Genomic DNA, 26621 nt, shown 5'->3' on the forward strand with positions numbered 1-26621 from the left:
CTGATAGTGTCATCTCTGATCAACAACCCGAAGTTTTCTGACTGCATGTGAGCTTTTTGCAAAGTATGCCGAGAGGAAGAAGGTGAACTCCGGGGACCAGATCTCCTCGCCGACTAGTACTTCGTATCCTTCTTCCATAGAAATCCTGACATGTTTACCGATCGATCCTGAGAGCATCTTCTGCTTATCCGCCAGAAGGTCATGGGCAGATGTGTATTTGCGGACGACTTCGGTGTAATATCGATCCTCACTGATCCACGGGCCTGCGTACTCATTTTCGCGAAGATATTTTTCCACGAAACTGTCAGCATTGTTATGTACCCAGACCGGCGGCCCTTCCCGAAGAACGATCGCCGGAAGCGTCGCAACAAGCAGTTCGAAGATGATTAGACTGCGTTCCGTCCCCATTGCCACTTCCGCCCGATGAACGGGGAAGTCTTCGCCGACCAGCTGATTACTGATGGATTCCATCGTTTTTCTCAACTGCGGGACAACGGTGTCCGGGACATATGCAGGTGTCTTTAAGGATACGGCAAGCATCGTGGTCCCGCGTTTTTTCAGGGTCGCTGAGAAATCGTTTTTCGATATCGAAGTAGGCGCATCCGGGATGAAGTAACACGGATCCGGGTTGGCGCAGTAATCTCTGGCAAGTTCGACGAACTCGGAGAAACGCGTGGGGGTAAGTGCCGCCGCCACGTTTCTGGTTTTGTCGGTCGGATCAATAACTATCAGCGGTTCGGAGAAAAGTTTTCTGACCGTTTTTTTATCAGGATAGAATCTCTCGATATCGATGACCTCTCCGTAACGGAACGTCGATGCTGCCTGAAGAAGTTCCGTGAATCCTCCATATGCGAGAATCAGCAGTTCGCAAAGGTATCCGGAGAATCCGCCGGTCATATGGTCTGAACCATAGACACCCCCGCCTTTTGTGAACTGTTTCAGGAGAAGAACATCATCACGCAGACCGCCGATCCGGTCAAGAAGATAGCGGGTATGAAACGGTGTCCGGTCAACAGCGCACTGCATCTCGGCGGTCGAATCGATATGGTAGCAGGGGACCAGATCGACATCAAACCCCTCGATTACGGCATTCAGGTAAGGATGTTCAGCATACTTCTCTTCGGAGGATCCCTTGAACATCTCTACAACTGCATATGCGGCGGCAAGTCCCTTTTCCTGCAGTTCCTCACGGGAGAGTGTTTTTGGAAACAGCATGAATATGTCGATGTCTTTATCTCCGCGGACCCATGTTCCGCGGGCAACTGATCCCGTCATCATCGCCGGCACTCCAGCGATCCGGATCACTGCATCGATGAGTTTTTGCCCCATCTCCTGAACTTCGCGCCGCTCCTTATCTGCCGGTCGGACGTTTAGTAATATCTCTTCCTCTATTGTGTTTCTCATAATCTCACCCGCGCAAGTGTGGAATATATTGATCCTTTTGAGGTTAATGTGCTCTGTTTCAGGAGTATCTCCCCGATCTGGCATGTGCCAAACTCTCTGTTCTGCAGGATCTCCGTTTTATCCGCGAGATCGGGCGTATACTCTTTTATGCGGGCAAGGGTGATATGGGGGGTGAACGGGCGTGCTTCTTTGGGAAACCCAAGCGGGAGCAGATATTCGTCGATTTGTCTTGCAATATCCGCACAGCATCCCTGATCGGTAACTTCAGCTTTGATGACCCGCCTGCCAAATGTGCTGACCCGCGCTGCGGTCAACGAAAACGGGGCGCTCCTTACCTTTTCAAGAGCGGCTGCAATGTTTTGGATCTTACTCTCCTGGACCTCTCCCAAAAACTTCAGTGTGATATGCATCTGATCTGCGGTCGGCAGTGTCAGACGTGCATTCGAACCCGAAAGGAACATCCCTGCCTCTTCCAGCCTGTTTCTCATCTCTTCTGCCGGTTCAACTGCTATAAATACCCGTACCATTCTAGGTGATTATTTGCCACTCATGCATTATGATAGTTACATTGGTCAAATAAAATTCCCACCTACCATTCTATAACCTCATAACACGCATATGTACGAAGAATGGAGGAAACAAAAACATTCGCGGAGTTCGCTATCTCTGAAGAACTACTTCAGGCGATAGGCGACATGGGATTTGAGGAGCCTACACCAATTCAGGCAATGGCAATACCACAGATTCTTGATGGGAAAGATGTAACGGGGCAGGCACAGACGGGAACGGGAAAAACGGCAGCGTTTGGGATTCCAATTATTGAAAGGCTTGATCCAGATAACAAAAATGTACAGGCATTAGTTCTGTCGCCGACAAGGGAACTTGCAATACAGACAGCCGAGGAGTTCTCCCGGCTGATGAAATACAAAAAAGGACTCAATGTAGTCCCGATTTACGGCGGACAGCCGATCGAGCGCCAGCTTCGTGCCCTCAAAGGCAGTGTGCAGGTCGTCATCGGTACTCCGGGTCGTGTGATTGATCACATCAAACGCGGGACCCTTCACCTTGACTCGATCAGCATGTTCATTCTGGACGAAGCTGATCAGATGCTCGATATGGGATTCCGTGATGATATCGAGGATATCTTCCGTGATACTCCGAAGAACCGGCAGACGATTCTGTTTTCGGCTACTATGCCGCAGCCGATTCTGGACATTACCAGAAGGTTCCAGCATGATCCTCAGTTCGTGAAGATCACCCGCAAGGAACTTACGGTCCCTCAGATCGAACAGACTTATATTGAAGTCAGAGAGCGCGACAAGCTTGAAGCGCTTTGCCGCACTCTTGATATGAACAACCCCGAACTTGCGCTCGTGTTCTGCAATACGAAGAGAACGGTTGATGATCTCATGAGCCGTATGCAGGCGCGCGGATACTTTGTGGAAGCTCTCCACGGAGATATGAAGCAGCAGCAGCGCGATCGCGTTATGGCACGCTTCCGGGCCGGAACCATCGATGTTCTGATTGCAACGGATGTTGCAGCACGGGGTATCGATGTCGATGATGTGGACATTGTATTCAACTACGATGTTCCGCAGGATGTCGAGTATTATGTCCACCGTATCGGCAGAACTGCCCGTGCGGGCAGGACTGGAAAATCCGTAACGTTTGTTGCTCCGCGCGAGATATACAAACTCAGGGATATCCAGAGATATGCAAAGATCCAGATCGCCAAGACCCCTCTGCCGACCTTAGACGATGTCGCCGAGATGAAACAGCAGATATTCCTGGACAAAGTCCGCGATATCATGTCTGCTGGAAATCTCGAGTTGTATCTGCCTCTTGTCGAACAGCTTCTTGAAACCGAAACCGAGGCCGATTCAGAATCTGCAGCAGAAGTGACCAGTATCCAGGTCGCCGCAGCTCTTTTGAAGATGCACCTTGATTCGGGCAAGAATGCGGGTCAGAGTGAGGAGATCAAACCTCTTCAATCATCCCCCTCGATCTCGGAGAACGTTACTCCGGGTACTGTTGAGAACAGCGGTGCTGAACCGGGAATGGTAAGATTCAGGATATCTCTTGGTAAAAACCAGCAGATACGCCCGAAGGATATCGTAGGCGCCTTTGCAGGCGAGTGCGACATTCCCGGATCTTCTATTGGAAGGATCGATCTGTACAACAACTACTCGTATGTTGACGTCCCTCTGGAGCATGCGAACCTCGTTGCCGAAGTCATGGGTTCCAAGACCATTCGCGGTCAGGAACTTGAGATCTCGATTGCAGCACCACGTACTGCTGAAGAGGAAGAACATGAACGTGACCGGGATAAAGGCGGAGATCGGCGCGGAGGTTCCTCTGGCGGATACAGAAGCGGCGGTTCATCCAACTCAGGCGGAGATCGCCGCAGTTACTCCAACAACCGCAGTGGGTCCTCTTATGGAAATCGCGGCGGAAGTAATTACCGCAGCGGTGACCGGAGCTCCGGAAGCGGCGAACGCCGCAGTTACGGCAGTTCAGGCAGCGGTGACAGAAGAAGTTTCAGCCGCGGAAGCAGCGGATCGGGTGCCCCCAGACGGGATTCCGGTCACGGTTTCTACGGAAGAGACTGACCTTCCCTTTTTTTAATATTCATATTCTATTCGTCCGCTCGAGGATACCTTCATTATTTCCAAGCACCTATAAGTAAAGAGTTTTCAAGGGTACTCCTGAAGAAACTTCCCGGTCTCATCTATGAAACCGGCGGTCTGCGGGATGGACAAGAATATTGCGGGGACTCACCTCCCCTGAGTCTTGTCCGGAGTGCAGTGAACCTCAAAAAGGTGAACAAACATGGATTTCAACTTATCTTTAAGAAGAGCAATGAAAACCGGCGAGGTAACCCTCGGCCAGAACTCTGTTGAGAAAATCGTTGCTGAAAACAAAGCAGAACTCGTCATCATCGCCAAGAATGCCCCGGATAAAGTCCGTGCATTTCTTGCTGCAAATGAAAACGTTCCTCTCTATGAATTTGACGGCAGCTCACGTCAGCTCGGCAAAGAATGCGGTAGAGACCACATGATCAGCGTGCTTGCGATCGTCAATGCAGGCGAATCCGACATCCTCTCCCTTAAGAGTGAATAAATATGAGTGAGATTACCATTTCCGAAGACGCCATGCGTATGATTGCCCAGTTCGAAAATCTCACCGGTGCGGGCGCAAGAGACTGTGTTGTCGATGATAAATTCGGCCGGATCCTCTTTGTCATCAATCCCGGAGAGATGGGACTTGCAATCGGAAAGAAAGGTGCCAGCATCAAGAAGGCATCTGACGCTTTCGGTAAGAAGGTCGAGGTCGTCGAATACAATCCGGACAAGGTTCAGTTTATCAGAAACTGTTTCCTCCCCGTCCAGGTACAGACCGTCACCTTCGAAGAGGATGAAGAGGAAAATACCGAAGTCGCCTACATCGAAGTTGCAGACGCCGACCGCGGTCTTGCAATCGGAAAAGAAGGCAGAAACATCATAAAAGCAAAGAAACTCGCGTTCCGCCAGTTTGATATCGCCAATGTCGAGCTCAAACAGGAAGAGGAAGAAGAGTCTGATGAGGATGAGTTATAACCTCACCTCTTTTTTGAGATAATATCTTTCGAAGTCTGATTTATAAAAATCGGAACTGTGTTACTTTTCCGGATGTTTTTCCTGATATGCAGCTTCGGGACCCATTGCCAGAAGCTCCTCAAGTGTATTCACGTTTCTGAAACTTTCAAGATCGGGATCCACTGTTCGAAACATCTCCGGCGGTATCCGTTTTGTGTTCAGTGTATTCACCATGTCACGAAGTGAAAGAGATTCATGGTTTATGACGTATTCTCTGAGAGCTGATACCCGGTAAACGGCATGCAGAGGTTCGAGATCGGTGTTCTCCCACTCTGGGATGATCGCATCATACTCTTCAATATTCTCAAAAAGATAGTGTACGATGGGTTTGTGAATCGTGGGCATGTCGCACGCTGAGATGAACACCAGGTCTCCCTTGATCTCATTCAGACCTGCTGAGATCCCGCCGATCGGTCCGAGTCCGGGTTTTGTGTCCCATGTACATCGTACGAGCTCCGAAAGTCCGGAGAAATGCTCAGTCTGTTTTTTATTTTTTGCGACGATGACGATCTCATCGACAAGTCCCTCAAATGTCATGACAAGTCGCGAGATAAATGAACAGCCCCTGTACGAGAACAAATATTTTTCGCGTCCGTTTACCCGCCGTGCCTCGCCTCCGGCCAGGATCATTGCTGATCTTTTTATCTGCATGAAAGCTCCTCTTTGAAATGTGTCAGATTTACGATCGTTTCATTTACCGGTGTGGAGATTTTGTGTTTTCTTCCAAGCATCACGATTGCCCCGTTGATATGATCGACCTCGGTTTTTCGGCCGGCTATGACATCCTGATACATGGAGCAGAAATGTGCTGCAGTGGGTGGTATTTTTTTTGTTCTGAGGAATTCCAGATATTCGCCGGCTGTTTTCTGTACAAGAACGACATTTTCTGCGCATGAAACCTCGAATGCCTCCTGAACAATGCTGGTGATGATGTTCCAGGCAGGTTCTTTGAGCAGTTCACCGTAGGGACATTCCATGATGGCCCCGAGAGGGTTGAGTGAACAGCTGTATAATGCTTTTGACCAGATAACTCCTCTGATGTTATCGGTCGAACTTGCCCGCATACCTGATTTCTTGAAAATATCTGCAAGAATGTCGGCTTTTATGTCAGTTCCGCCCGGGAACCTTCCAAATACTGTCTCTCCTCCGTCGACTGATACAAACACTGCGTTGTCAGCTTTCCACTCAAATCCGGTTATGATCATTGCGCCAAGCACATGGTCGGTGTATTCGGCGATGATCTCCTCGTTTCCAATTCCGTTCTGAAGGCTTACGACCTCTGCTTCGCCGAATAGGTGATTGTACTGCTCACATATCTCCCTTGTGGCGGCAGCTTTGGTGGATATGATAATATAATCCCAGGTTTCTTTCGGCGGAACACTTCCGCAGGGAAACCGGACGTTTTCCTCTCCCCAGATCCCTGTCAGAAAAAAACCCTCGTTTTCTATAGATGTGCTGCATCTATCACGGCATACCGCAAAAATCTCGGCATATTTTGATAATTTTGCGGCGACTGACAGACCTACGGCCCCGGCGCCAAGTATTAATATCTTCATTTGTTCTTACTCTATTGTCTCTAAACCACATTAAAAGAAAGGTTTTTCTAAGGAGTTTTTTGCTTTGTTTCCGGATACAGAACATCCAAATTATTTCAATAAATTATACCAAAAATTCTTAAAACATATTTAATGTATATAATATTTATAAATATTATATTTTACAATACGATTAATTAATAATGGAGATACACTAACATACTTGTATGCAGAAAAAGCTGATTCTTATTTTCATGGCTCTCGTTATGTGTGTCATGGTAGTTTTTACCGCAGGATGCACCGAGACCGGCAACGAGAATGCCACCGTTGAGATCCTCTATACCGGAGCAGGAACCATGCCCGGACTTCTCGCTACCGGCCAGATCGACGGTTACATCAACTGGCAGCCTTTCATTGCCGTTGCCTTAGAGGGTGAAATTGGAAAAGTGGTATCCTACAGTCAGGATTTACCACCTAAAGGGACCTGGACCGATCATACCTGCTGTGTGTTCGGCGCCAATTCCAAGGCATTGGAAAATCCGGATGCTGCAGCAAGCCTTTCGGCTCTGATGATCCTTGGAAACAAATATATCAACGACTATCCGGACAATGCCGCAGCTTTGACTGCAGACTGGCTTTTCTCCAGTCAGAACATGACTTACGGAAATGTGATCGTCAGTTCAACTGATGTAATGAAGACCTCGATTCCGACGATCAAGTTCTCCAGCGAAATCACTGACTCGTGGCTGAACAGCAATGAGGCGTTCATCCAGTCACAGCGCGATCTGGGTATCGTTACCGCCAAGCTCGCTTCGACCACAACGGACGAATCTGCAGCTCTCCTTTACGACTTTGGTCCGTATGACTCAGCAGTTAAACAGATCGAAAGCAAAACCTTCGTCACTCCTGCTGCGACCTCGACCATATCGATCGGGTATCTGCCAAGCGATCACGATGCGCCTTTGTTTGTTCTTTTGAAGGACTGGGAGTACTTCAAGAGTGCCTACAACTGTTATCTGAAACCCGTCACGGAGAAAACCGGAAAGATCACGGACGCAGAACTCTACATCAACGGTCAGAAGGTTGCCAATGTCAAACTCATCGAAGGAACCGGCGGACCTCAGCTGATGACGCTTCTCCAGCAGAATGCAATTCAGTATGCACTCGCCGGCACCCCGCCGTTTATCAGTGCAGTCGATAAGAGTACCGGTGATATGGGTCTCAAGATCCTCTCGCCCCTTATGCTTGAAGGCTCAGGACTTGTGGTCTCGACCTCTTCCCCGGCAAACGACTGGGACGGGTTTGTTGCCTGGATCAAAGCACGCAGCGCCGAAGGGAAAAATGTGGTTCTTGGTGACCCTCAGCTCGGGTCTATCCAGGACGTTCAGCTGAAGTCCGCTCTTGAATATGCCGGCATAGGCTACGTGGTTAAATCCGCGTAACCTCACTCACAATTTTTTGTTCTCTTTTTTCGGCATGTTTCTTTGGTTATTCACGCCGGAGTACCGGGGTAAAACAAGTAACACATTTGATATCCTGTAACATGTACATACATAAAAGAGGATGGTGAATAACAAAGATCATGAAATGGTACATTAAGCTGATACTTCCGGCACTTGTTCTTGTCATGTGGGAGGTTGCGGCAATTCTGATGAACAATGCATACATCCTCCCCCGGGTGGAAAACGTCCTTGCTGTTTTTCTGACGCCGTTTGCCGACCTCTACGGATGCGGAAGTCTGATGGAAAACAGCTGGGTCAGTATTTACCGGGTAACGCTTGGTTTTATCATCGCCTGTCTGATCGCAGTCCCGCTGGGTATCATTCTCGGCCGGTATCCGGTTCTTGAACAGTTTTCCGACAGTTTGATCCAGATCCTGCGCCCGATCCCTCCTATGGCGTGGGTGCCTCTTTCTCTCGCCTGGTTCGGTCTGGGGCTTACTCCTATCGTGTTCATTATCGTGATAGGGTGTATCTTCCCGATCCTTGTAAACACGATCGACGGTGTAAAGAGGGTCAAGAAGAGCTGGGTCGAAACAGCCAGGATCTATCAGGCAAATGAACGCCAGATCATCACGAAAGTACTCGTCCCCGCGGCAGGTCCCGCCATATGGAATGGGCTCCGTGTGGGATTTGGGATCGCCTGGATGAGTGTTGTCGCAGCAGAAATGATGCCGGGTACCGTTTCCGGTCTTGGCTATCTCATCATGTATACGTACAACTGGGGCCAGGTCCAGATGGTTATCGCCGGTATGATCGCTATTGGTATCATAGGTATTGTTATGGACCAGTTCTTCCAGTATGTTCTGCGGAAAAAGTTCGCCTGGGAGGTGCTTGACAAATGACTGACTGGGATAAAGTATGGGTGAAGGTGGAGGACGCCACAAAGACGTTCTCTTCCCGGAAAGGTGATGTCACCGCTTTGGAGCATGTCAATCTTGAGGTCCACGACGGTCAGTTCGTCTGTCTGCTCGGTCCTTCCGGCTGCGGAAAAACCACGCTGCTTCGGATGATCGGGGGACTTGATGTTCCGACCAGTGGGAAAGTCTCCATCGATGGAAAAATCGTGGACGGGCCTTCGCCGAAAATGACGATGGTCTTCCAGGAATACTCGCTTTATCCGTGGCGTACCGTTGCGGAAAATGTGGGTTTTGGTCTGGAGATGATGGGCGTTTCCAAAGAAGAGCGGATCATCGAGGTGAATAAGCGTCTCGCTCTGGTAGGTCTGACCGGATTTGCCGACAGTTATCCCTACGAGCTGTCAGGGGGCATGCGTCAGAGGGCTGCCGTTGCCCGGGCTCTAGCCTCGGATCCGGCCGTCATGCTGATGGATGAACCATTCGGCGCGCTCGATGCGCAGACCCGGAATAAAATGCAGCGCGAGCTTCTCCAGATCTGGGAGGAAACGAAAAAGACGATCCTTTTCGTTACACACAGTGTTGATGAAGCGGTTTATCTTTCTGACAAAATTGTCATTCTGACTCCCCGTCCGGGAAGAATATATGAAATATATCCAAATACTCTGCCCAGGCCGCGTGATCGTACCAGTGTGGAGTTTGCGAAACTCAGGAAAGATGTTCTCGCCGAGATCGAGAAATTAGAGGGGGAGAATGAGAACCTTTAATATGGTTTCCAACCAACCTAATTTGCACATTTAAGAGAGCTAGGAGTAATTAAAAATGGTAAGAAAGCCAGCACGAATGTATAATAAGCTCGCCAAGAAGGCATATTGCCGCCGTGAATATATGGGCGGTGTACCGGGCTTAAAAGTTGTAACGTTTGATATGGGAAACCTCTCTGAAGAGTTCCCGGTCGCAATTCATCTTGAAGCGCTTGAAGCATGCCAGATCCGTCACACGGCAATGGAAGCTGCACGTATCAACATGAACAGACGTCTGATGAAAGATGTCGGAAAAAACAATTTCCACTTAAAGATCAGACCATACCCTCACCACGTTCTCCGTGAACACAAACAGGCAACCGGAGCCGGTGCAGACCGTATTTCTGAAGGTATGAGACTTGCATTCGGCAAACCAGTCGGAACTGCAGCACGTGTTGAAGAAAGACAGCGTATTTTCACCGTCTGGACAACCCCGCAGTATATCGACCAGGCAAAGGATGCCCTGCTCCACAGCGGATACAAACTCCCGACTCCGGTCCGGGTAATCGTTGAGAACTAAGGCTTTTGCCTAAGCTCTCAATTTATGATACTTTTTTGTTGAAACTGTATGTTGGTTGCGATCTTGTGCAGGGTACCGTCTGATTCTGCACGTAACTACTGACTCCTCACCGATAGAGATTCGTGGTTTATTTCATTTTGCGGTGTTCGGGCTCTTTTGGTTTGTTCCGCCTTTTTCCTCTCGATGGGAATGTATTAATATCATCCTGCTGGAAACGTTAGGATTATGTTTGATCTGTTTAAAAAATCGAAGGCATCTTCCAATGCGCCTGAGATTGAGGATGATGAGTCTGATGAGGAAAATATTGTCATCTGGGAGCGGTACAACACAAAGACCGGTGAGGTGGAAGATATCCTTGAGCTGGAATGCTATGATGAGGACGGGCTTGAAGCGATGGAAACGCTCACCGACGTGAAAAAACCAAACGGTGAGTGGCAGGGGTACCGGTACGTGTACATATCAAACGGCGTGGAGAAACATATCCGTCCAAAAGACAATAGATATCCCTGATTTTTATATGAGCAACAGTTTTTTTCAGGTGGGGCCCGCGCTTGATACGGAATACATCCAAATATCACTTACTGTTACTCATCTGTGTGTATTATCTCGGCATTTTATGCTTTAATCCGGGGATATTATTCAGAAATGGGTGTGAATGTCCTGAAATTACAATTTGGGCATGATCCCGGGTCTGATGGAGGGAGACGGCATACCGGGTCTATGAACCATTTTTCATCACGAAGTAAGTTAAGGCTGGAGAACTATTATAGAACATCGCGGAACATTTCCGGGAATATCATCTGAACGATCCGCACGAACGGATATCCCGTTATGCGGAATCTGGTATGTGAACAAGCGTTCTTCAAAGCGAAGAACGGGAAAGAAAAAATGACAGAGTTTGTCGCAACCTTACAAAAACAAATAAAGCACCAGAAGCCTCCCGCAAAAACCCCGGGACAGTCTGCCAGAACCATTCGTCGAAAATATGAACTCATCGAACAGCTGAAAGAGTCGGCAAAGTGAGAATATATCTGCCGTTGTATTTAGGAGATGACATACTTTTTTGATCTTGACGCGGTGATATTGTTTCGATTCCCTGTGGAATGGAAATATTCAGGAACCGAAATGTATCCCTGAAGAAATTTTATCTCCTAAAAATGTATGATCTGCTTTTTTAAGCCAATGGTGATATTAATATAATTGGTACAATTTTACTATTGCATAGCAGTAGTAAGGAAAAAAATTCTGCAGAGCAAAAGGATGCGTGCAAAAATGGGAATATACCGATATCAGAAAGTGGATGCGTTTACATCAGACACATCAGCCGGTAATCCGGCTGCCTGCATTTTTTTGGATGAAGAACAATCTTTGTCAGAAAAAGCAATGTTGGAGATTGCCAGGCAGCACAAAGGGTTTGTTTCCGAAGTGGTCTACTGCCGGATGCACGGCGGTGTTTTTCTAACCTACTACTCATCTGAATGTGAAGTGAATTTCTGCGGACACGGGACGATCGCATGTATGTACTCCTTAGTTAAAAACACGGCGAGCCTTTCTGAATGCAGCGAAATACCGATCCATACGAATAGGATGGGGCAATTAACTGTCTATAACAGAATCAGAGATCAGGACACAGTATTTATCTCTGCTCCCAAGCCTGCGTATATCGCTTCGTCTCTGCAGGCAGCGGACATTTCTGCTCCTTTGCATTTGTCCGATGAAGATATAAGCAGGGAATTTCCGCTTGAGGTCATCGACGCCGGACTCCGGACATTGATCGTGCCGCTGAACTCTTTCCAAAAACTTGTCTCCATCTATCCGGATGAACCGGGTCTCAAGGAGTTCTGCCTGCAAAACGATATCGACATCATTCTGATCTTTTCTCTGGACCCGGTCGATACAAATAATATTGCCCATACAAGGGTTTTTGCACCGAAATTTGGATATTTGGAGGATCCTGCTACCGGTTCCGGAAATAGCGCGTTTGGATACTACATGTTAAAACACGATATATGGGATGGTTCATTGTGTTCCATAGAACAAGGGGGAAACAACAGAGTATTTAATTGTATCAAACTTCAGTTTCAGGATGATCTCCTGCTGTTTGGCGGTAAAGCCACGATCCGCATCGACGGTGTGTACTATTATTAACAGAGAACCCCAAAAAAGAATGTCCGACCATCAATTGAGATGAGGGCCTAGATAAAAATTGGCGGGGACTGGATTAAATACTGCCGTGCAGAACGTATCATTTACCTGAGAATATGATCGCAGCCAAACCTGAAAAAAAACAACTGACAAGAGAATTGTTTGCTTTTCTTGCCATAACCTTTGCCGCAACCTATCTCCTTGAGATCTTTGTGATTATGCAGGAGGGGTCCGGGATATTATCCAGCAAGTGGGTGCTCATTCCGATGTACATTCCGGCTGTTGGTGCAATACTGTGTATGGTCGGATTCAAATCAAAGGCTTTGACAAAGCAGTCAAAACAATTCCTTGCCATGTTCCTGCTCGCTTCCGCTGTCACGCTGGTGGAGGGATTATATCAGCCTCTTCTTGGAACGATCGGACCTCTTCCCCTTCTTACCGCGATCATCTCTGTTGCGGCATTCCTACTGGTTCTCCTGCAGAACCTGAAAGCATCCGGGAGGAGAAGCCTCTCTGACTCAAAACTATCCTTTGGACATAATTACCGGTACTACCTCATCATACCGGTAATCTTCTCGGTGCTGTTCATCCTTGCGTATTTCATGATCCATATGCTTGGACTGAGCCTTCCGACGATGGAATACAGTCCTGGCTCATTCTTCGTGTTCATTGGCATGTCCGTATTGACGTTCGTTATTACATGGCCCAAATATTTCGGAGAAGAGTACGGCTGGAGATTTTACCTTCAGGACAGGGTATTTGCCCTCTTTGGCGTTTATCCGGGAGTTGTCATTGTTGGGATCGTATGGGGCTTGTGGCACCTGCCGCTTATGCTCGTCGGGTTGAATTTTCCCGACACCCCCCTTGCAGGAAATATCATGTATATCGGATGGACGATCATTCTCGGTATTATATTCAGCTATGCCGTGCTGAAGACCCGGAGCATCTGGATTGCAGTCCTGCTGCATGCCCTCACGGATGCCTTCATCGGTACCGGGAGCGGGTTGATCGCAAACAGCAATATTCTCATAGCATTTCTGCCGATTCTTCTTCTTATGGGAATATTTGCTGCCGTTCTCATCAGGTCGCGGGTATGGAAGGATGAAACAGGCAGTGAAAGTATCGAAAAACCATCCTCTCTCTGAACAGCTCATCTCTGATCCATGTGAGTTCAACAGAGTTTTATCGACACCGAAAGGTGGTGGAAGTGTCAGCTCACTCTGTTAATTGAGATATTTCCGCTGTTCCGTCTCATAGCGACGAATACTGCCTTAAATCACGATTTAACGACCTTAAAAGAGAGCCGTCGGAGGGACTTGAACCCTCGGCCTGCTGATTACGAATCAGCCGCTATACCGCTAAGCCACGACGGCACACTGTGTGCTTAAACACATTGCCTGTTAGACAATAAATAGGTTATTGATTTATGAATATCCCTGAAGGGTCGGCGTATCCGTTCCTTCGGGATGCGCTCCGTTTGTTATCTGTCCAAACTTCGTCTCGTACTCATTCACACTCTTCTGCAGCGCGGTCAGAAGTTTCTTCGCATGGGTCGGGCTGATCGCGACGACTGCCTTTGCTTTTGCCTGATTTGCCATAGGGAGCTGATGTAAAAACATCATCGTGAACTCGTCATCCTTGAATGCGATCTGGATCATATTGCTGTAGACCGGGTCAAGGTTCTGAGGGATCTGAATGTTGAGTTCGTTGCCTGCCATAATTATTAATAGTGTGTTAAACGAACTTATGTTTATGGAGTCATCATGCCGGACGAAAAAATTTCTGTAACAGATGTGGTGAAAGCAGGCACCTGTCCCATGCAGTTGTACCTGGCAAAATCCGTCGTTATTCCCTACGAAGAGCCGATTGCCTACACGGTTGCAAAGCAACTGTCCTATTATCTTGGAGATATCCTCTCTGCCGAGGATGTCTGGGAAGAGGGGTTGAAAAATATGGTTCCCGAGGATCAGCCCGCGCTTTCGTACCTGGAAAAAATGGTTGCCGCCTGCAGCAAGGTGACCTGGCGTCAGGCCGAACGGTATGATGTATCTGTTTATTCTGAAAAATACGGGATATACGGGAAGGTAGACCGGTTCTTTGATGACAGTTTCTCACTTGTAAAAAGCGGCGAGGCGCCGACCCGCGGTGTCTATCTTCACGATCGCCTCAGAGTGATCTGTTATGCCGTCTGTCTTGAAGAGATGTTTGGAAAACCCTTCTACGGGCGCGTTGAGTATCTTGGTTCGGGAACGATCCGCAGTGTCGTTGTAGAGCCAAAAGACCGCCGCGCTCTTTTTCTTGCACTAAGGGCAGCAGAAAAGGTGATGAATGGGGGGATACCGAAAGTCGTCCGCGGCCCGTATTGTACCTGGTGTAAATTCGTGGACACCTGTTCCGCCGTTGAAAAACCCAAATCTCTCTTTTCCAAAATGATGTCAAAGGCATAACATAGATATTCTGAGAATAAAAGATACTAAGATAATAATGACCTTTGAACTCTCAGAAGATATTCTCGAAGCAATACTCAATACCGGAAAGGAGACAGTAAAGGTTTCGAATCTGGAAGATCTGGTACACGGTGATACCGAAGGACTCAGCAAAGCGGTAACCTGTCTCAAAGACAAAGGGTATCTCACCGAATCTGCTCATGGCCTTTCACTCACTGATAAGGGTTCAGTCAAAGCTGCCCAGGTGGCGCGCAAACATGCTGTCCTGACCAGTTTTCTTACCGATGTTCTTGGAACCGAACCTGATCATGCATCAAAAGAGGCATGCCTCATGGAGCACAGCATCTCGTCAGAAACGATTGACCGCCTTGACACATTTTTGGAAAAGCGCGGCCCGGGACATAAACCCGGCCGCGAAAGAGGATGGGGGAGACGCGCATCCACGTCGGAACAGACGAGTCCCAGGGAACATGAAGGACATGCCGGACTCACGAAACGAAATCCCATCGTGTCTCTCTCCGAGTGCGAGGAAGGTTCTCTCCTGCATGTCTCCATGATCCGGTGCTTTGCAAAACACAGCAGGCTCATCGATCTCGGCGTCATCCCCGGGGAGCTCATCACACTCAGACGAAAACTTGACAATCACGCGGTCGTCATAACCGTAAAAGGATGCGATATCGCATTAAGCCCCGAGGTCGCCGAGAATATCATGGTCGAGCGGTGCAATACCCCATGATGCGCCGGGCCGTTCTGATCGGTAATCCGAGTGTAGGGAAATCCCTTATCTTCAATCACCTGACAGGGCTGGGTGTCGAGGTGAGTAATTATCCGGGCACGACCGTAGGCCTGATGTCCGGACTCGTTCGTCACAACGGAACAGAGTTTTCACTTGCCGATCTTCCTGGGATCTATTCTCTCTCTGGAAGATCCGATGAGGAAAAACTCGTCAGAGAGTATCTTGTCACCGGAGATGCGGATCTCATCGTGGCGGTTTTGGATGCCAAACATCTCGAGCGGAATCTGTATCTTCTTCTTCAGGCCTCCGAGATCAGAAAACCTCTGGTGATCGTGCTCAATATGATGGACGATGCAAGATCTGCAGGCAAGATCATCGATGCTGATGCGCTTTCGAAAAAGTTCGGGGTTCCGGTGATCGAGACGATCGCAACAGAGGGTAAAAACCTGGAAAAGATCGCGGACTATGTCATCGGCGATGAACTGCCTGTGCCCGGGATCGTTCCGCGCTATGATCATCACATCGAAGCAGCGGCCAAGAACCTGCAGAAGTTTCATAATCTTTCGGAAGCCGAGTCGATGTTTGCTCTGGAAAATGTTTCCCTGAGCACTCTCTCCCCCGAGGTGATGGAAAGCGCTTCGGTCATCTCAGACGAGATCCAAAAACGGCATATGATGTCGCCGGATCAGATCATCGGGGCAAACCGGCACAACACGGCAAAGGCGATCTCCGAAGAGGTGACGACCATATCCCCGCAGAAGAAACGCCGCGACCTCGACTCGCTTCTCACGCGCGGGTTTCCCGGCGTTCCCATTCTGATCATCACGATGGTCGGTATTCTCGGCATCGTCTTTCTCCTGGGCGGATTTCTGGAGGAGGGCATCATCGGTTTGATGACGACCTACCTTCTTGATCCGTTTCACACTCTGGAGCTGAATCCGTTTCTGGATACGGTCGGGGGCGCCGTGATCCTTGCTTTGATGTCAGGTCTCGGCATCGCCTTTCCTTACGTGTTTTTGTTCTATATCTTCATCTCGATTTTAGAGGACACCGGATATCTGACCCGAGCTGCTTTCCTTGCGGACCGGGGTATGCACAGATTAGGTCTCCACGGGCAGGGACTGATTCCACTCGTGCTGTCATTTGGATGCAGTGTCCCTGCGATCATGAGCACGCGTTTTCTCCCGACCAGACGTGAACGGGTGATCGCCTCCGTTCTCGTGACGATGCTTCCCTGCTCTGCGAGGACCGTCGTCATCTCCGGGATCGTTGCTTCCTTCGTCGGGTTCGGCGCCGCATTTTCCATCTACGGGATCGTCTTCATTCTGGTCTTTGTTCTCGGCTGCGTGCTTTCCCGGATAACTCCCGGTGAACAGTACGGGATGATCCTCGAGATGGCTCAGCTGCGCCGTCCGATCCCGAAGTATGTGGTGAAAAAAGCATGGATGCGTGTCAGCGAGTTCCTCTACATCGCGATGCCTCTTCTGCTGATCAGCAGTGTATTTCTGGGGATCTTTGAGTACCTCGGACTTGTCACGATGTTCGAGTCATTCATAGATCCGATTTCCACCGCGGTCCTCGGGCTGCCTGGATTTGCGTTCACCGCTCTCATGTTTGGGATCCTTCGAAAAGAGATGGCATTTGAGACACTCGCGGTCTTAGGGGGAACGACCGATCTTGCTTCCATCCTTTCGAGCAGTCAGCTCTATATCTTTGCCTTGGTGTGTGTTCTTTTCGTTCCCTGTATCTCAACGATCGCCGTTCTGATGAAGGAGATCGGGGTAAAAGCGGCCGCTCTTATCACGGTGTTCACTCTTCTGCTCGGCACTTCCCTTGGCGCGCTTCTGCATTTTGTGTTCATGCTTGTATGAGCCGGGGACCCCCTCCCTCTCTCAATAAAAATAACATGAGCGAGAGCCAACAGATGAGTAACAATGCTGACTTTTATCGGGCTTGGCCTCTTTGACGAATCTGATGTATCGGTCCGGGGAATGGATGCCATCAGATCCGCTGACACGGTGTTTCTGGAAGTGTACACCTCGGTTCTTACCGGCGCTTCGATCGAACGGCTCGAAGCCTGTTACGGAAAAAAGATCACGCCTCTTTATAGGGAGGACGTGGAGATCCATGCAGATAAGATCCTCGATGCCGCCGAGTCCGGGAACGCGGTTTTTCTGACCGCAGGGGACTCGATGATAGCGACGACCCATTCGGATCTCCGTATTCGGGCGGCAGATCGAAACATTCAGACAAAAATCATTCACGGGGCCTCGATCACGACCGCGGTCTGCGGTCTTTCCGGTCTGCAGAACTATCGGTTCGGCAAATCCGTTTCCGTCCCGTTTCCGTACGGGAAATGGTTTCCGATGACCCCGATCGAGGTCATCTCGGCAAACCTGAAAGAAAATCTCCACACGCTGGTGTTTCTCGATATCCAGAAGGACAAGGAACGCTACATGAAGATCTCCGAGGCGGTCGATCTGCTGGAAGAACAGGCCCGCCGCGTGGATGCAAAGATCCCGCTGTATGTCGGCATCGCCCGTGCGGGCTCGTCCGAGCCGGCGGTCCATGCAGGAAGTGCCGGGGAGATGAGATCATTTGAGTTCGGCTCCCCTCTGCATATTTTGATCGTCCCGGCAAAACTTCACGACATCGAGCGGGAGTATCTCGAGAGGTTCGCTGGTCTATGCTGATCGATGCATACGGGAAGATCTTTGCGAAGGACTCTGATCCTGAGAAGACCGTGCCAAACGACACGGTTCTTGGACAGACCGCGGACGAGATCTGCGAGATGGTCTCCTGTTATGCATCGGACGGCAGGGTGTTTTACAAAAAAGGTGATCTGGTCAACGCCGTCGCCTCGTTTGCCTATGGGTATGGGTGGCTGGATGCCGGTCGTTATCTAGGCTACTTCGCCGGCTCGCCGTCGGCTCCTCCAAAGATCGATGAATGCCTCCCGGAATCTCTTGCAGAGCATCTGATCGAGAAAACCTACCGGTATCAGAGAATGCTGACGAGCGCCTTGGACGGAGTTACTCCCGCGCCCGACCAAAAGACCGCGATGTATGCGGCGGCATGTTCGATCGAGGAGATGGCACGCTCGTATTTGGACGGAGGGGCCGCTCATCTTCCAGACGATCTTATCAATGCTCTGGTGCTGTTTTCCTACGGATACGGCTGGCTTGACTGCGGGGTTCGTGTCGGTCTGTTTTCGATTTCCGGAGACCGGCATCTCTTCACCATCTAAAACAGTCTTTTCCGCCACTTTTTCACGAGCTTCAGCGTTTTCTCTTTGTAAGGAGGATACCGAAGGGCGATGTCGGGTCTTGTTTTTCGGATCACGACCGTACGTTTCCTCGTGAATGTTTCCAGCGAATCTTTTCCGTGATACTTTCCCATCCCGCTTGTTCCGACCCCGCCGAAGGGTGAATTCTGGTTTGCAACCTGCATCATCACATCATTGATGCAGACTCCTCCGGAGGGATGAAGGTCAAGGAGGGTTTTGCAGAACTGTTTGTTCGCAGAAAAAATGTACAGAGCCAGCGGATCTTTTTTGATCAGCTGTTCAAGTTCATCTTTCCTATCCCAGGTGAGGATAGGGAGGATCGGACCGAAGATCTCATTCTGCATTATCGTGTCGGACATACCGGCTGACAAAATCGTCGGCGCGATCTTTCTTCCTGTCGGATCGTGTTCTCCTGCACGGAAGATGAGATTGTCCGGTGTTTCAAATGAAATCAGACGGTCATATGCCTCTTTTGTCACGATTTTTCCGTAGTCGCCATTTGTTGCCGGATTACTTCCGTAGAGGGTAACGATCTCTTCTTTGAGTTTTCTCACGAGTTCGTCCCGCACTGAGCTGTGTGCCAGCAGATAGTCCGGGGCAATGCAGGTCTGTCCGGCATTTGCAAACTTCCCCCAGGCGATCCGTTTTGCGGCTACGGAGATGTCGGCTGTCTCGTCGACGATGCATGCATTTTTCCCGCCAAGTTCCAGGGTCACCGGCGTGAGATGGATCGCCGCCTTTTCAGCGATCATTTTTCCGGTATCTTTCCCTCCGGTGAAGAAGATGTAGTCATACTGGGCATCCAGATCGACCTCATCCTCTACACTGACCCACTCTTCGGGAAAAACTTCCGCAAGGATCGTCCGGATGATTATCCCAGTCTCCGGGGATCGTCGGGATGTTTTTCCGATAACCACGTTTCCTCCGGCGATGATGCCTGCAAGCGGGAGCATGAAGAGATGGAACGGATAATTCCACGGAGACAAAAGGAGAGCAAGCCCGAACGGATCGTGACGAATAACAGTTTTTGCCGGAAAAAGCAGCAGGGGGGAGCGGACCTTCTCATCTCTCAGGAGTTTTTTCGTGTGCCTGATCAGGTAATCGATCTCGTGAAGGACAGGCGCGATCTCAAATGCGTATGCCTCGAACGGACATTTGCCAAGATCGGCAAACAGGGCGGCCGTGATCTCCGGTTCATGGTCCTCTATGGATGCACGGAGTTTTTGCAGAGCGAGGAGTCTGCGCTTTATCGGGAGCGTATTGCCGGCGTCAAAAAAATACCTGTGAGCTTCGATGGACATATGTTCCACTTGTGCTTCACAAAAATAAAAAGGGATCTATTGATTTTTCAACGTCTGGTGAAGGGTATGGATCCGCTTGCGGGCTGCAGTCGTTTCCTCATCTTCTTTTTCAAATGAGAGTGAGAGGATATCGCCGACGGTTGTGCCTGCCGGCAGGTTTTCCAGAGGGAACACTCCAAGCGGTCTCTCGCCTTTTGGAACGCGAAGCAGGAGCGCGGCTTTGTTGTTTTCTATTTCATCCACGGTCACGAGCAGCTTCATACCCTGATCCCGTCTCCCGACACGAGAATATTTCCTGCGATATGTTCGTTTCTAGTGACGACGGAGTAGACTGATCCGTCGGTCGTCACAACCACATCCCCGTCAAGATCGGTCCGGTAGATATGGTCGGTGTATTGTGCGAACCGTGTCAGGGCTTCGATATGCGGATGACCGTACTCATTGTCTGCACCAAGACTCATGACGATGACGTTCGGGCTGACTGCTTTGAGGAATGCATCCGTGGATGCGGTCGAACTACCGTGATGTCCGGCTTTCAGAATTTCCGCATCAATCGAGGTTCCGGTGGAGAGAATGTAAGCCTCGGCCTTCTTTCCGGCATCTCCCGTGAGAATAAATGAGACATTCCCGTAGGTTACGTTGAGAACGATGGAGTTTTCGTTGATATCGGGCGATGATCCGGTCATAATCAGATCCTGCGGCGGGGAGATGATCTCGATTTTCACGCCGTTCCATGGTGATGGAATAACATCTCCTTCTCTGACAAGAGAGTAACTGACATTTTCGTCAGAGATGTACTGCAGGAGTTTTTCATATGTTGCGGATGTATGTTCCACACCGTTGTCATAGACAACTCCCACGTCGTAGGCCGCGAGAACATCCTTTGCTGAACCGATGTGATCATAGTCCTGATGGGTTAGCAGCAGGAACTCCAGTTTTTTGACGCCGAGTGAGTCAAGATATGCAAATATTGCCGAGCGGGATTCCCGGGCCGAAGGGGACATCGTCTCTCCTGCATCTATCAGCGCATATGTTCCGTCTTTGGCAAGAAGTATCGCATCCCCCTGCCCGATATCGATGACATGCATGGAAAATGCGTGCTCATCGGTGATCAGCGGGGCAAGCGGTGTTGAACCCCCGAAGCCGCCAAGTTCCGCACCTCCAAAGATGACTACAGCGGCGATAACGAGCAGACCTGCGATAAGGCTGATGATCTTTTTCTGTGCCGAAGCTGATGAACGCCGTTTTCTGCCTGATCTCTTTGCCATATGAGGTAATGATATGAACACTGAAGAAAAAAAGAGATTGGTTTGGGTATTTTGGATTATGCGTTCTTTACAGAGCCCGCAGTCCAGGAAAGGATCATCGCAAGGACCAGAACGATGAGTGCCGCAATGATGGTTCCGTCAAGCATCTGAAGGAAGGATGCTGAGTAGTTGTCCGAGGCTCCCGCAAGGAAGATGTTTTTCAGGATGGAAACGATCCCGATGGAAATTGCCATTCCAAGCATTCTGGTGGTGGAAAGCGTTCCTGAAGCCATTCCAAACTCCTGGCGTGTCACGGAGTTCATAATGGCAGTGCTGTTGGGCGTTACAAAGATCGCGATACCTACTCCGAAGAGTGCCTGAACCGCGATCATGCTCCAGATGGCGGTCTCCGTACCGCAGGTGAGAAGAACGACCATTCCTATACTGATGATGAGCAGTCCCGTGGTCGTTGCATATTTTGGCGGGGCGTGTTTGATGAGCCGGTCGATCGCGGTGAGGATCAGAGATCCGATTCCAAATGCGGCGATGCTTGCCGAGAGGATCGCTCCGGTCAGCCAGACAGGTTCCGCGGAAGCTGCGCCCATAAGGAATGCTCCTGCAATTCCTGCGATGGTGAGAAGTACGCCGGAAGCAAGAAGCCATCTTGGGAGAAGGTGATCATAGAATCTGCCCGCCACGATTGTGAATAATACGAGGATCAGTCCCTGTGTGGTGACGATAAGGGCACGCGGGAGCGCGTCTGTTATTCCCCAGACATTTGTCATGTAGAGCGAGACAAGGGACCCCATTGCATAGATAGCCACATAATACAGCAGGTTTGCCGAGTTGTTGAAGGTGAATCCCCTGTTGTGCAGGATCAGGTTGATTGGAATAAGGGGATTTGCATTCCTCTTTTCATAGAAGAAGAATGCGATCAGAAGAATGATCCCTACGATAAGAATCCCGAATGCTTCCGCGTTTGGCTGTTTGGAAAATCCATAGAGCGAAAGCGCCATGCCGATCATAAATAGAACAGCTCCGATCCAGTCGTAAGGACCTTTGTCGGTCGGCTGATCACGCGGAATGAAGGGAAGTGCAAGGAAGAAGGAGAGAAGCGCCACGGGACAGAGGATGAGATATACCATCGACCAGCCGAAGACATCGGTCAGTGCTCCGGCAAGCAGAGGTCCGGCGAGCTGTCCCATAAAGACGCCGGTCATGGCGATCCCTATTGCGGTGCCTCGCAGTTCGATTTTCACGGCCGATGCAAGCAAAGCTATCGCGGTTCCAAACATCAGCGCATTTCCGATGCCCTCTATCGCCCGCATCATCAGGACCATTTCGCCTGACGTTGACATCCCAACCCCGAGTGATCCTATGCCGAGCAGAAGGACACCAATACAGAAGAACCACTTCTTGCTGAATTTATCGGCAAGTCTTGCCGCAGGTATAAGAAAAATCGTGGATGTGAGCAGGTAGACGGTAAGGATCCAGCCGTAAAGACCCCAGTAGTCAGGTCCCATCGTATATCCCAGTCCGTTCAGCATATTCGGGAGGGCGATGTTCGTCGCTTCTCCGATGAACGGGGGCAAAAAGCAGGCAATTCCGACTGTTATGGCAATAAGATATTGTTTTGCACTCAGACGCAATGTTTCCATATACATCTGTATTGTTTTTTGGATGTATTAATGAGTGTCTATTTTGCGTTGTTACTCAAAAAAGAGTTCGATCAATTACGTCTGCGGCCTTCTCTGACGATCTCATCAGCTCTGTTCTCATTCAGACCTGGTGCAAGAAATCGCCACTCGCTTTTTATCTCCCGTTCATCTGCTGGATCCCTATATTTCATGAGCATCGTTACGGCATGCATGCAGGTTTTGCAGAGGGGGACGGTGTTTTCTGGATCGGATTCTTCACCGAATCGGAACTGCTGATGAGGAACCGAAGTGTCTGCTCCGCAGAGATAGCAGACGTTTGGGTGATATCTCACCGTCTGCTTTTTTGGATTCGGTTTTTCTTCGAGGAAGAAAGGAGCGGGTTCATCATCTGATCTTCCGATCACCGATTTATCTCTGGCGAACGTCTGAGACGTCGGATATGTTTCTTCAGAGGGTTCTGGATCGAAAACTGCCGGCTCGCTCATCTCCCGAGGCTCTTTTTCAAAAATGTCATCTTCAGAGGTATCCGTTATCCTATGAGAATGTTTTTCTCCCTCAGGTGTACGAGCATGATCTTTTGTAGGGAATTCTGGGGGTCGTCCTGATGATTTTCCCTGACCGAAGATCCCTGACAAAAACCCTCTTTTTTTTGGTTTGTCCGCCCGTCCGTCCGCCGTCAGGGCATCGATGCCGTAACCAGATAATGGTCCATGATTCGCTTCGTCATAGACGCTCGACGAACCTGTGTGTTCTTTTGATCCAAGAATAGGATTATTTTTTCTGATCTTTTTTGGTTTTTCACTGCTGATGGATCCGCCTAATGGATCAAACTCCTTTTTTCGTGCCAATTCAATGATCCCCTGTTATAGGGAATATACATTTTCGTTTACTTAATACCTCTGTCCCTTCTATCCAGATTTTTTCAGATTGCGTGTTCATTCCTGTATTTGAGATTTGGATCTCTCTACTTTTCGTACAAAAAGAATACATACTAGTGAGAGGTATTGTATAGTATCAGAACTAATTCTGATTAACACGAGAGTGATTCTATGAAAAAGACTTCCTATTTGTTTATTGCTCTGATCGTCCTCTTTCTCTTCGCCGGTGCTGGATCAGCACAAACCATTGGCGGTGACAAAGGTGTCGTTCAGGTAACCTGTGATGTGAACGGGGCATCCGCCTCTCTGATTTCCATCAACGGTGATGTTGTTGAGACCAAGACCATTACCAACGGTATGGCTGAGTTCTACGTGTACACGACCGGCACTCCTGTGAATCAGGTCATTGTTTCTGCAGACGGTTATTACACTGCCAGTGCCTCCGTCTCCGTCCCGGCAGCCGGCGAGACCACTGTTGTCCCGGTAACGCTTGAGGCAAAACCGGTTGGCGGCGACCGCGGTTTCCTCCAGGTAAACACCAATGTCATTGGAGCAAAAGTTGATGTTATGTCGTCAGGTTCAGTCGGCTATTCCGGATACACCGATGTTGACGGCAAGATCCAGTTTGCTGTGTATACGACTGGTACACCAATTAACTCTGTTGTCGTCTCGGCACCCGGATGGGTCACCCAGACCGTTTCAGTAACTGTCCCTGACAAAGGTCAGACTGAGATCGTCAATATTGAGATGGTTTCCACTAACCCTATAATTGGCGGCGACCAGGGCGTTATCAGCGTTACCAGCAATGTTGAAGGCGCAAAAGTCGAGCTGATCTCCATCTCCGGTTCTGTCGGTTACACAGGTATGATCTCCAACGGTAAAGCAGATATTGCGGTTGTCACGACCGGAACCCCGGTCAATCAGGCACGTGTCTCCGCGACCGGTTATCAGACCGCCACTGTCGGGGTAATCATGCCGTCAAAAGGTGAGACCCTTACCTTCAATGCTCCGCTGAACGCAACACCCGCATCCCCGATGGGCTTTGCCATACTCGGTCTTCTTGGTGTAATTGGTGTAGTTGCTTTAGTCCGCAGGGACTAATCTTATTTTTTTCTTTTCTCATTCACATTTCCTGTCAACGGGATTTAATATCTCAAAGTTCTATTCTGATTACAGCTATGAGTGATTTGGAACCGATCGATAATCCGGAAAGCTGGTTTTCAGCTGGTGAACGTGAACGTGATGCAGGAAATCTCCGTCAGGCTCAGTTGTGCTTTGAGCGGGCAGTCGTTCTCGATCCGCACAATGCAGTGTACTGGTCAGAATTAGGGCTCGTGATGCATGAGAACAATGATGAGACCGGCGATCCCCTCCGCTGTATTCGCCGTGCGCTCGAACTGGATCCGCGTTGTGCTGCGATCTGGTGCGCGAAAGGTGTCGTTCTCTTTCGTCAGGGAGATCCGCAAGCTGCAGTGGTGGCATTTCAGCGGGCAACGAAACTTAATCTTCGTGAGGCTGATTACTGGATGAATCTTGGTCTTGCCTACGCAGCTCTCGAAGAGTACAATAATGCTCTTCAGGCATTTGAGATCGGCATCGAACTTGTACCAACCGATGCAGGATTCTGGGAAAGAAAAGGAACGGTCCTTCGTGAACTTGGCGAAAAAGAACGCTCAGAGATATGTCTGGCCAATGCCCGCCGCTTTTCCTGAGGGCATAATCATCTTAAGGTCTCTTCAGGAACATATGCTCACACAGGCCTGATTACGCCTGCAGTTTCGAGTTTATGATAGAGGTATCCGTCCCGCACTCCGGATCTGCTGATGATCACCTTCTTACTTCCATAATATCCAGCGATAGTCTGGAGGATGATCATTCCAGGAATGAGCGTGTGGATCCGTTCGGGAGCCACGTTGAGGATGTATGATATTGCGGTTTTTCGATCTCCATCTGCCAACTCGATCATTTTCTGAAGATCATTGATGGTGTATTCTATTCCAGGAGCGTCTTTGCCATTCAGTTCGCGGTTCAGGCGGCAGCTTGCCCGGACCGTCCCCCCGACGCCGCAGATGGCTGTTGCAGGAATATGTTTACAGGATGCAGGAATCAAATCGAGTTTGGTCTTCACCTCCTTTTCGATACGTTTACGCTCCGCAGGAGTCGGCAGAAGATCTGAAATGAATGAGGTGTAAGCATTCAGGGAACCGATCTGCATCGATTCGGTGGTGAGGATCTCGTTATTCTGATAAAACACCAGTTCAGTACTCCCGCCGCCAATATCCACCAGAAGGCCGTCATGCATATCAACGGTCTGCAAAGCTCCATAGTAGTCGAAAACCGCCTCTTCTCTGCCGCTTAGGACATCAACATCGAATCCTGTATGTTTTCTGATCTCCTCGGTTACTTCCAGCGTATTCTCGATATTTCGAAGCGATGCCGTGGCAAATACATACAGACGCTCCACTCTCACACTCTCCAGTATCATTTTGAAGTCATGTAAGACATCCACTGCTTTTTTTATCCCTTCTGGTGTCAGACGCCGTTTTTTTACATACCCGACGAGTCCTGCTGTATGTTTTTTACTGAGTTTCGGCTCAAGAGCGCTGCCGTTTACGTTGTACAGTACCAGACGTACCGTATTGGAACCAAGATCTATCACGCCGTACATTG

Annotated in this window: 29 protein-coding genes and 1 tRNA gene; 18 read left to right on the forward strand and 12 right to left on the reverse strand. The window is 49.4% G+C overall.

Going from position 1 to position 26621, the window contains the following annotated elements:
- Positions 1 to 9: 9 nt before the first annotated feature.
- The gene (cca, locus tag EYA77_RS08075; protein WP_167816403.1) at positions 10 to 1404 is read right to left on the reverse strand and encodes a CCA tRNA nucleotidyltransferase; all 1395 of its coding nucleotides are present in this window, start codon (positions 1402 to 1404) and stop codon (positions 10 to 12) included.
- Positions 1401 to 1931, reverse strand: coding sequence for an RNA 2',3'-cyclic phosphodiesterase (thpR, locus tag EYA77_RS08080; protein WP_167816404.1), 531 nt, complete (start codon positions 1929 to 1931; stop codon positions 1401 to 1403). The genes cca and thpR overlap by 4 nt, the downstream gene beginning before the upstream one ends.
- 102 nt (positions 1932 to 2033) lie before the next feature.
- Between thpR and EYA77_RS08085 the strand changes: the two genes are divergently transcribed.
- The 3 genes from EYA77_RS08085 to EYA77_RS08095 all read left to right on the forward strand — a co-directional run bounded on the left by EYA77_RS08085 (position 2034) and on the right by EYA77_RS08095 (position 5000).
- Positions 2034 to 4013: a DEAD/DEAH box helicase gene (locus tag EYA77_RS08085; RefSeq protein ID WP_167816405.1), complete on the forward strand. Its 1980-nt coding sequence runs from the start codon at positions 2034 to 2036 to the stop codon at positions 4011 to 4013.
- Positions 4014 to 4233: 220 nt separating this feature from the next.
- Complete coding sequence (locus tag EYA77_RS08090) at positions 4234 to 4524, forward strand: 50S ribosomal protein L30e (RefSeq protein ID WP_095642384.1); 291 nt, start codon at positions 4234 to 4236, stop codon at positions 4522 to 4524.
- 2 nt (positions 4525 to 4526) lie between these two features.
- Positions 4527 to 5000 carry a NusA-like transcription termination signal-binding factor gene (locus EYA77_RS08095; protein WP_042696383.1) on the forward strand — a complete coding sequence of 158 codons (474 nt, stop codon included), beginning with the start codon at positions 4527 to 4529 and terminating at the stop codon, positions 4998 to 5000.
- Between the two features lie 60 nt (positions 5001 to 5060).
- Here EYA77_RS08095 and EYA77_RS08100 read toward each other — a convergent pair whose 3' ends face one another.
- Positions 5061 to 5690: a molybdenum cofactor guanylyltransferase gene (locus EYA77_RS08100; RefSeq protein WP_095642385.1), complete on the reverse strand. Its 630-nt coding sequence runs from the start codon at positions 5688 to 5690 to the stop codon at positions 5061 to 5063.
- On the reverse strand, positions 5681 to 6595 hold the full coding sequence (locus EYA77_RS08105) for a ketopantoate reductase family protein (RefSeq protein WP_167816406.1): 915 nt from the start codon (positions 6593 to 6595) through the stop codon (positions 5681 to 5683). Before EYA77_RS08105 ends, EYA77_RS08100 begins: the two co-directional genes overlap by 10 nt.
- A 206-nt stretch (positions 6596 to 6801) precedes the next feature.
- Between EYA77_RS08105 and EYA77_RS08110 the strand changes: the two genes are divergently transcribed.
- The 8 genes from EYA77_RS08110 (at position 6802) to EYA77_RS08140 (ending at position 13543) form a co-directional block, all read left to right on the forward strand.
- On the forward strand, positions 6802 to 8016 hold the full coding sequence (locus tag EYA77_RS08110) for an ABC transporter substrate-binding protein (RefSeq protein WP_167816407.1): 1215 nt from the start codon (positions 6802 to 6804) through the stop codon (positions 8014 to 8016).
- A 140-nt stretch (positions 8017 to 8156) separates the two neighbouring features.
- Complete coding sequence (locus EYA77_RS08115) at positions 8157 to 8918, forward strand: ABC transporter permease (RefSeq protein ID WP_042696379.1); 762 nt, start codon at positions 8157 to 8159, stop codon at positions 8916 to 8918.
- The gene (locus EYA77_RS08120; protein ID WP_042696378.1) at positions 8915 to 9697 is read left to right on the forward strand and encodes an ABC transporter ATP-binding protein; all 783 of its coding nucleotides are present in this window, start codon (positions 8915 to 8917) and stop codon (positions 9695 to 9697) included. Before EYA77_RS08115 ends, EYA77_RS08120 begins: the two co-directional genes overlap by 4 nt.
- Before the next feature lie 55 nt (positions 9698 to 9752).
- Positions 9753 to 10253, forward strand: coding sequence for a 50S ribosomal protein L16 (locus tag EYA77_RS08125; protein ID WP_042696377.1), 501 nt, complete (start codon positions 9753 to 9755; stop codon positions 10251 to 10253).
- Between the two features lie 225 nt (positions 10254 to 10478).
- Positions 10479 to 10763 carry a hypothetical protein gene (locus tag EYA77_RS08130; protein WP_095642389.1) on the forward strand — a complete coding sequence of 95 codons (285 nt, stop codon included), beginning with the start codon at positions 10479 to 10481 and terminating at the stop codon, positions 10761 to 10763.
- 321 nt (positions 10764 to 11084) lie between these two features.
- Entirely contained in the window at positions 11085 to 11276 is a 192-nt protein-coding gene (locus EYA77_RS09835) for a hypothetical protein (RefSeq protein WP_042696375.1), read from the forward strand.
- A 249-nt stretch (positions 11277 to 11525) separates the two neighbouring features.
- Positions 11526 to 12401 carry a PhzF family phenazine biosynthesis protein gene (locus EYA77_RS08135; RefSeq protein ID WP_167816408.1) on the forward strand — a complete coding sequence of 292 codons (876 nt, stop codon included), beginning with the start codon at positions 11526 to 11528 and terminating at the stop codon, positions 12399 to 12401.
- A gap of 113 nt (positions 12402 to 12514) precedes the next feature.
- Positions 12515 to 13543 (forward strand): CPBP family intramembrane glutamic endopeptidase, encoded by a 1029-nt coding sequence (locus EYA77_RS08140; RefSeq protein ID WP_167816409.1) that lies wholly within the window; start codon positions 12515 to 12517, stop codon positions 13541 to 13543.
- 156 nt (positions 13544 to 13699) lie between these two features.
- On the opposite strand, the gene EYA77_RS08145 is transcribed toward EYA77_RS08140, so the two are convergent.
- Positions 13700 to 13771, reverse strand: a tRNA-Thr gene (locus EYA77_RS08145).
- 51 nt (positions 13772 to 13822) lie between these two features.
- A complete protein-coding gene (locus EYA77_RS08150) occupies positions 13823 to 14116 on the reverse strand; it encodes a DUF3467 domain-containing protein (protein WP_042696373.1) in 294 nt (97 codons plus the stop codon).
- 45 nt (positions 14117 to 14161) lie between these two features.
- Between EYA77_RS08150 and EYA77_RS08155 the strand changes: the two genes are divergently transcribed.
- From EYA77_RS08155 to EYA77_RS09840, 5 genes are all read left to right on the forward strand, one after another.
- Positions 14162 to 14845 (forward strand): Dna2/Cas4 domain-containing protein, encoded by a 684-nt coding sequence (locus tag EYA77_RS08155; RefSeq protein WP_042696372.1) that lies wholly within the window; start codon positions 14162 to 14164, stop codon positions 14843 to 14845.
- Between the two features lie 37 nt (positions 14846 to 14882).
- Positions 14883 to 15581 carry a metal-dependent transcriptional regulator gene (locus EYA77_RS08160; protein WP_095642391.1) on the forward strand — a complete coding sequence of 233 codons (699 nt, stop codon included), beginning with the start codon at positions 14883 to 14885 and terminating at the stop codon, positions 15579 to 15581.
- Positions 15578 to 17452, forward strand: coding sequence for a ferrous iron transport protein B (gene feoB / locus EYA77_RS08165; RefSeq protein WP_095642392.1), 1875 nt, complete (start codon positions 15578 to 15580; stop codon positions 17450 to 17452). The genes EYA77_RS08160 and feoB overlap by 4 nt, the downstream gene beginning before the upstream one ends.
- 63 nt (positions 17453 to 17515) lie before the next feature.
- The gene (dph5, locus tag EYA77_RS08170; RefSeq protein ID WP_167816410.1) at positions 17516 to 18274 is read left to right on the forward strand and encodes a diphthine synthase; all 759 of its coding nucleotides are present in this window, start codon (positions 17516 to 17518) and stop codon (positions 18272 to 18274) included.
- On the forward strand, positions 18268 to 18828 hold the full coding sequence (locus EYA77_RS09840) for a DUF357 domain-containing protein (RefSeq protein ID WP_209315039.1): 561 nt from the start codon (positions 18268 to 18270) through the stop codon (positions 18826 to 18828). The genes dph5 and EYA77_RS09840 overlap by 7 nt, the downstream gene beginning before the upstream one ends.
- Here the strand turns inward: EYA77_RS09840 and EYA77_RS08185 are convergent.
- The 5 genes from EYA77_RS08185 to EYA77_RS08205 all read right to left on the reverse strand — a co-directional run bounded on the left by EYA77_RS08185 (position 18825) and on the right by EYA77_RS08205 (position 23921).
- A complete protein-coding gene (locus EYA77_RS08185) occupies positions 18825 to 20177 on the reverse strand; it encodes an aldehyde dehydrogenase family protein (RefSeq protein ID WP_280841936.1) in 1353 nt (450 codons plus the stop codon). The genes EYA77_RS09840 and EYA77_RS08185 overlap by 4 nt on opposite strands.
- Before the next feature lie 27 nt (positions 20178 to 20204).
- The gene (locus EYA77_RS08190) at positions 20205 to 20429 is read right to left on the reverse strand and encodes a DUF3006 domain-containing protein (RefSeq protein ID WP_052319874.1); all 225 of its coding nucleotides are present in this window, start codon (positions 20427 to 20429) and stop codon (positions 20205 to 20207) included.
- Entirely contained in the window at positions 20426 to 21436 is a 1011-nt protein-coding gene (locus EYA77_RS08195) for a ComEC/Rec2 family competence protein (RefSeq protein WP_167816412.1), read from the reverse strand. Before EYA77_RS08195 ends, EYA77_RS08190 begins: the two co-directional genes overlap by 4 nt.
- A gap of 56 nt (positions 21437 to 21492) precedes the next feature.
- Positions 21493 to 23073, reverse strand: coding sequence for an MFS transporter (locus tag EYA77_RS08200; RefSeq protein WP_167816413.1), 1581 nt, complete (start codon positions 23071 to 23073; stop codon positions 21493 to 21495).
- 71 nt (positions 23074 to 23144) lie between these two features.
- Positions 23145 to 23921, reverse strand: coding sequence for a hypothetical protein (locus EYA77_RS08205; protein ID WP_042696366.1), 777 nt, complete (start codon positions 23919 to 23921; stop codon positions 23145 to 23147).
- A gap of 201 nt (positions 23922 to 24122) precedes the next feature.
- Here EYA77_RS08205 and EYA77_RS08210 point away from each other — a divergent pair, with 201 nt between their 5' ends.
- Together EYA77_RS08210 and EYA77_RS08215 are read left to right on the forward strand one after the other, a co-directional pair.
- Entirely contained in the window at positions 24123 to 25052 is a 930-nt protein-coding gene (locus EYA77_RS08210) for a hypothetical protein (RefSeq protein ID WP_167816414.1), read from the forward strand.
- Between the two features lie 77 nt (positions 25053 to 25129).
- Complete coding sequence (locus EYA77_RS08215; protein WP_042696364.1) at positions 25130 to 25663, forward strand: tetratricopeptide repeat protein; 534 nt, start codon at positions 25130 to 25132, stop codon at positions 25661 to 25663.
- Between the two features lie 38 nt (positions 25664 to 25701).
- On the opposite strand, the gene EYA77_RS08220 is transcribed toward EYA77_RS08215, so the two are convergent.
- Entirely contained in the window at positions 25702 to 26619 is a 918-nt protein-coding gene (locus EYA77_RS08220) for a hypothetical protein (RefSeq protein ID WP_042696363.1), read from the reverse strand.
- Between the last annotated feature and the right edge of the window lie 2 nt (positions 26620 to 26621).

It is taken from the genome of Methanocorpusculum sp. GPch4 (assembly GCF_012062385.1).
GTDB lineage: Archaea > Halobacteriota > Methanomicrobia > Methanomicrobiales > Methanocorpusculaceae > Methanocorpusculum > Methanocorpusculum parvum.

What these genes read in the sequence shown, in the direction of transcription:
- cca (WP_167816403.1), bottom strand. Translation starts at nt 1,404, where the DNA reads ATGAGAAACACAATAGAGGAAGAGATATTACTAAACGTCCGACCGGCA.
- thpR (WP_167816404.1), bottom strand. Translation starts at nt 1,931, where the DNA reads ATGGTACGGGTATTTATAGCAGTTGAACCGGCAGAAGAGATGAGAAAC.
- EYA77_RS08085 (WP_167816405.1), top strand. Translation starts at nt 2,034, where the DNA reads ATGGAGGAAACAAAAACATTCGCGGAGTTCGCTATCTCTGAAGAACTA.
- EYA77_RS08090 (WP_095642384.1), top strand. Translation starts at nt 4,234, where the DNA reads ATGGATTTCAACTTATCTTTAAGAAGAGCAATGAAAACCGGCGAGGTA.
- EYA77_RS08095 (WP_042696383.1), top strand. Translation starts at nt 4,527, where the DNA reads ATGAGTGAGATTACCATTTCCGAAGACGCCATGCGTATGATTGCCCAG.
- EYA77_RS08100 (WP_095642385.1), bottom strand. Translation starts at nt 5,690, where the DNA reads ATGCAGATAAAAAGATCAGCAATGATCCTGGCCGGAGGCGAGGCACGG.
- EYA77_RS08105 (WP_167816406.1), bottom strand. Translation starts at nt 6,595, where the DNA reads ATGAAGATATTAATACTTGGCGCCGGGGCCGTAGGTCTGTCAGTCGCC.
- EYA77_RS08110 (WP_167816407.1), top strand. Translation starts at nt 6,802, where the DNA reads ATGCAGAAAAAGCTGATTCTTATTTTCATGGCTCTCGTTATGTGTGTC.
- EYA77_RS08115 (WP_042696379.1), top strand. Translation starts at nt 8,157, where the DNA reads ATGAAATGGTACATTAAGCTGATACTTCCGGCACTTGTTCTTGTCATG.
- EYA77_RS08120 (WP_042696378.1), top strand. Translation starts at nt 8,915, where the DNA reads ATGACTGACTGGGATAAAGTATGGGTGAAGGTGGAGGACGCCACAAAG.
- EYA77_RS08125 (WP_042696377.1), top strand. Translation starts at nt 9,753, where the DNA reads ATGGTAAGAAAGCCAGCACGAATGTATAATAAGCTCGCCAAGAAGGCA.
- EYA77_RS08130 (WP_095642389.1), top strand. Translation starts at nt 10,479, where the DNA reads ATGTTTGATCTGTTTAAAAAATCGAAGGCATCTTCCAATGCGCCTGAG.
- EYA77_RS09835 (WP_042696375.1), top strand. Translation starts at nt 11,085, where the DNA reads ATGCGGAATCTGGTATGTGAACAAGCGTTCTTCAAAGCGAAGAACGGG.
- EYA77_RS08135 (WP_167816408.1), top strand. Translation starts at nt 11,526, where the DNA reads ATGGGAATATACCGATATCAGAAAGTGGATGCGTTTACATCAGACACA.
- EYA77_RS08140 (WP_167816409.1), top strand. Translation starts at nt 12,515, where the DNA reads ATGATCGCAGCCAAACCTGAAAAAAAACAACTGACAAGAGAATTGTTT.
- EYA77_RS08150 (WP_042696373.1), bottom strand. Translation starts at nt 14,116, where the DNA reads ATGGCAGGCAACGAACTCAACATTCAGATCCCTCAGAACCTTGACCCG.
- EYA77_RS08155 (WP_042696372.1), top strand. Translation starts at nt 14,162, where the DNA reads ATGCCGGACGAAAAAATTTCTGTAACAGATGTGGTGAAAGCAGGCACC.
- EYA77_RS08160 (WP_095642391.1), top strand. Translation starts at nt 14,883, where the DNA reads ATGACCTTTGAACTCTCAGAAGATATTCTCGAAGCAATACTCAATACC.
- feoB (WP_095642392.1), top strand. Translation starts at nt 15,578, where the DNA reads ATGATGCGCCGGGCCGTTCTGATCGGTAATCCGAGTGTAGGGAAATCC.
- dph5 (WP_167816410.1), top strand. Translation starts at nt 17,516, where the DNA reads ATGCTGACTTTTATCGGGCTTGGCCTCTTTGACGAATCTGATGTATCG.
- EYA77_RS09840 (WP_209315039.1), top strand. Translation starts at nt 18,268, where the DNA reads ATGCTGATCGATGCATACGGGAAGATCTTTGCGAAGGACTCTGATCCT.
- EYA77_RS08190 (WP_052319874.1), bottom strand. Translation starts at nt 20,429, where the DNA reads ATGAAGCTGCTCGTGACCGTGGATGAAATAGAAAACAACAAAGCCGCG.
- EYA77_RS08195 (WP_167816412.1), bottom strand. Translation starts at nt 21,436, where the DNA reads ATGGCAAAGAGATCAGGCAGAAAACGGCGTTCATCAGCTTCGGCACAG.
- EYA77_RS08200 (WP_167816413.1), bottom strand. Translation starts at nt 23,073, where the DNA reads ATGGAAACATTGCGTCTGAGTGCAAAACAATATCTTATTGCCATAACA.
- EYA77_RS08210 (WP_167816414.1), top strand. Translation starts at nt 24,123, where the DNA reads ATGAAAAAGACTTCCTATTTGTTTATTGCTCTGATCGTCCTCTTTCTC.
- EYA77_RS08215 (WP_042696364.1), top strand. Translation starts at nt 25,130, where the DNA reads ATGAGTGATTTGGAACCGATCGATAATCCGGAAAGCTGGTTTTCAGCT.
- EYA77_RS08220 (WP_042696363.1), bottom strand. Translation starts at nt 26,619, where the DNA reads ATGTACGGCGTGATAGATCTTGGTTCCAATACGGTACGTCTGGTACTG.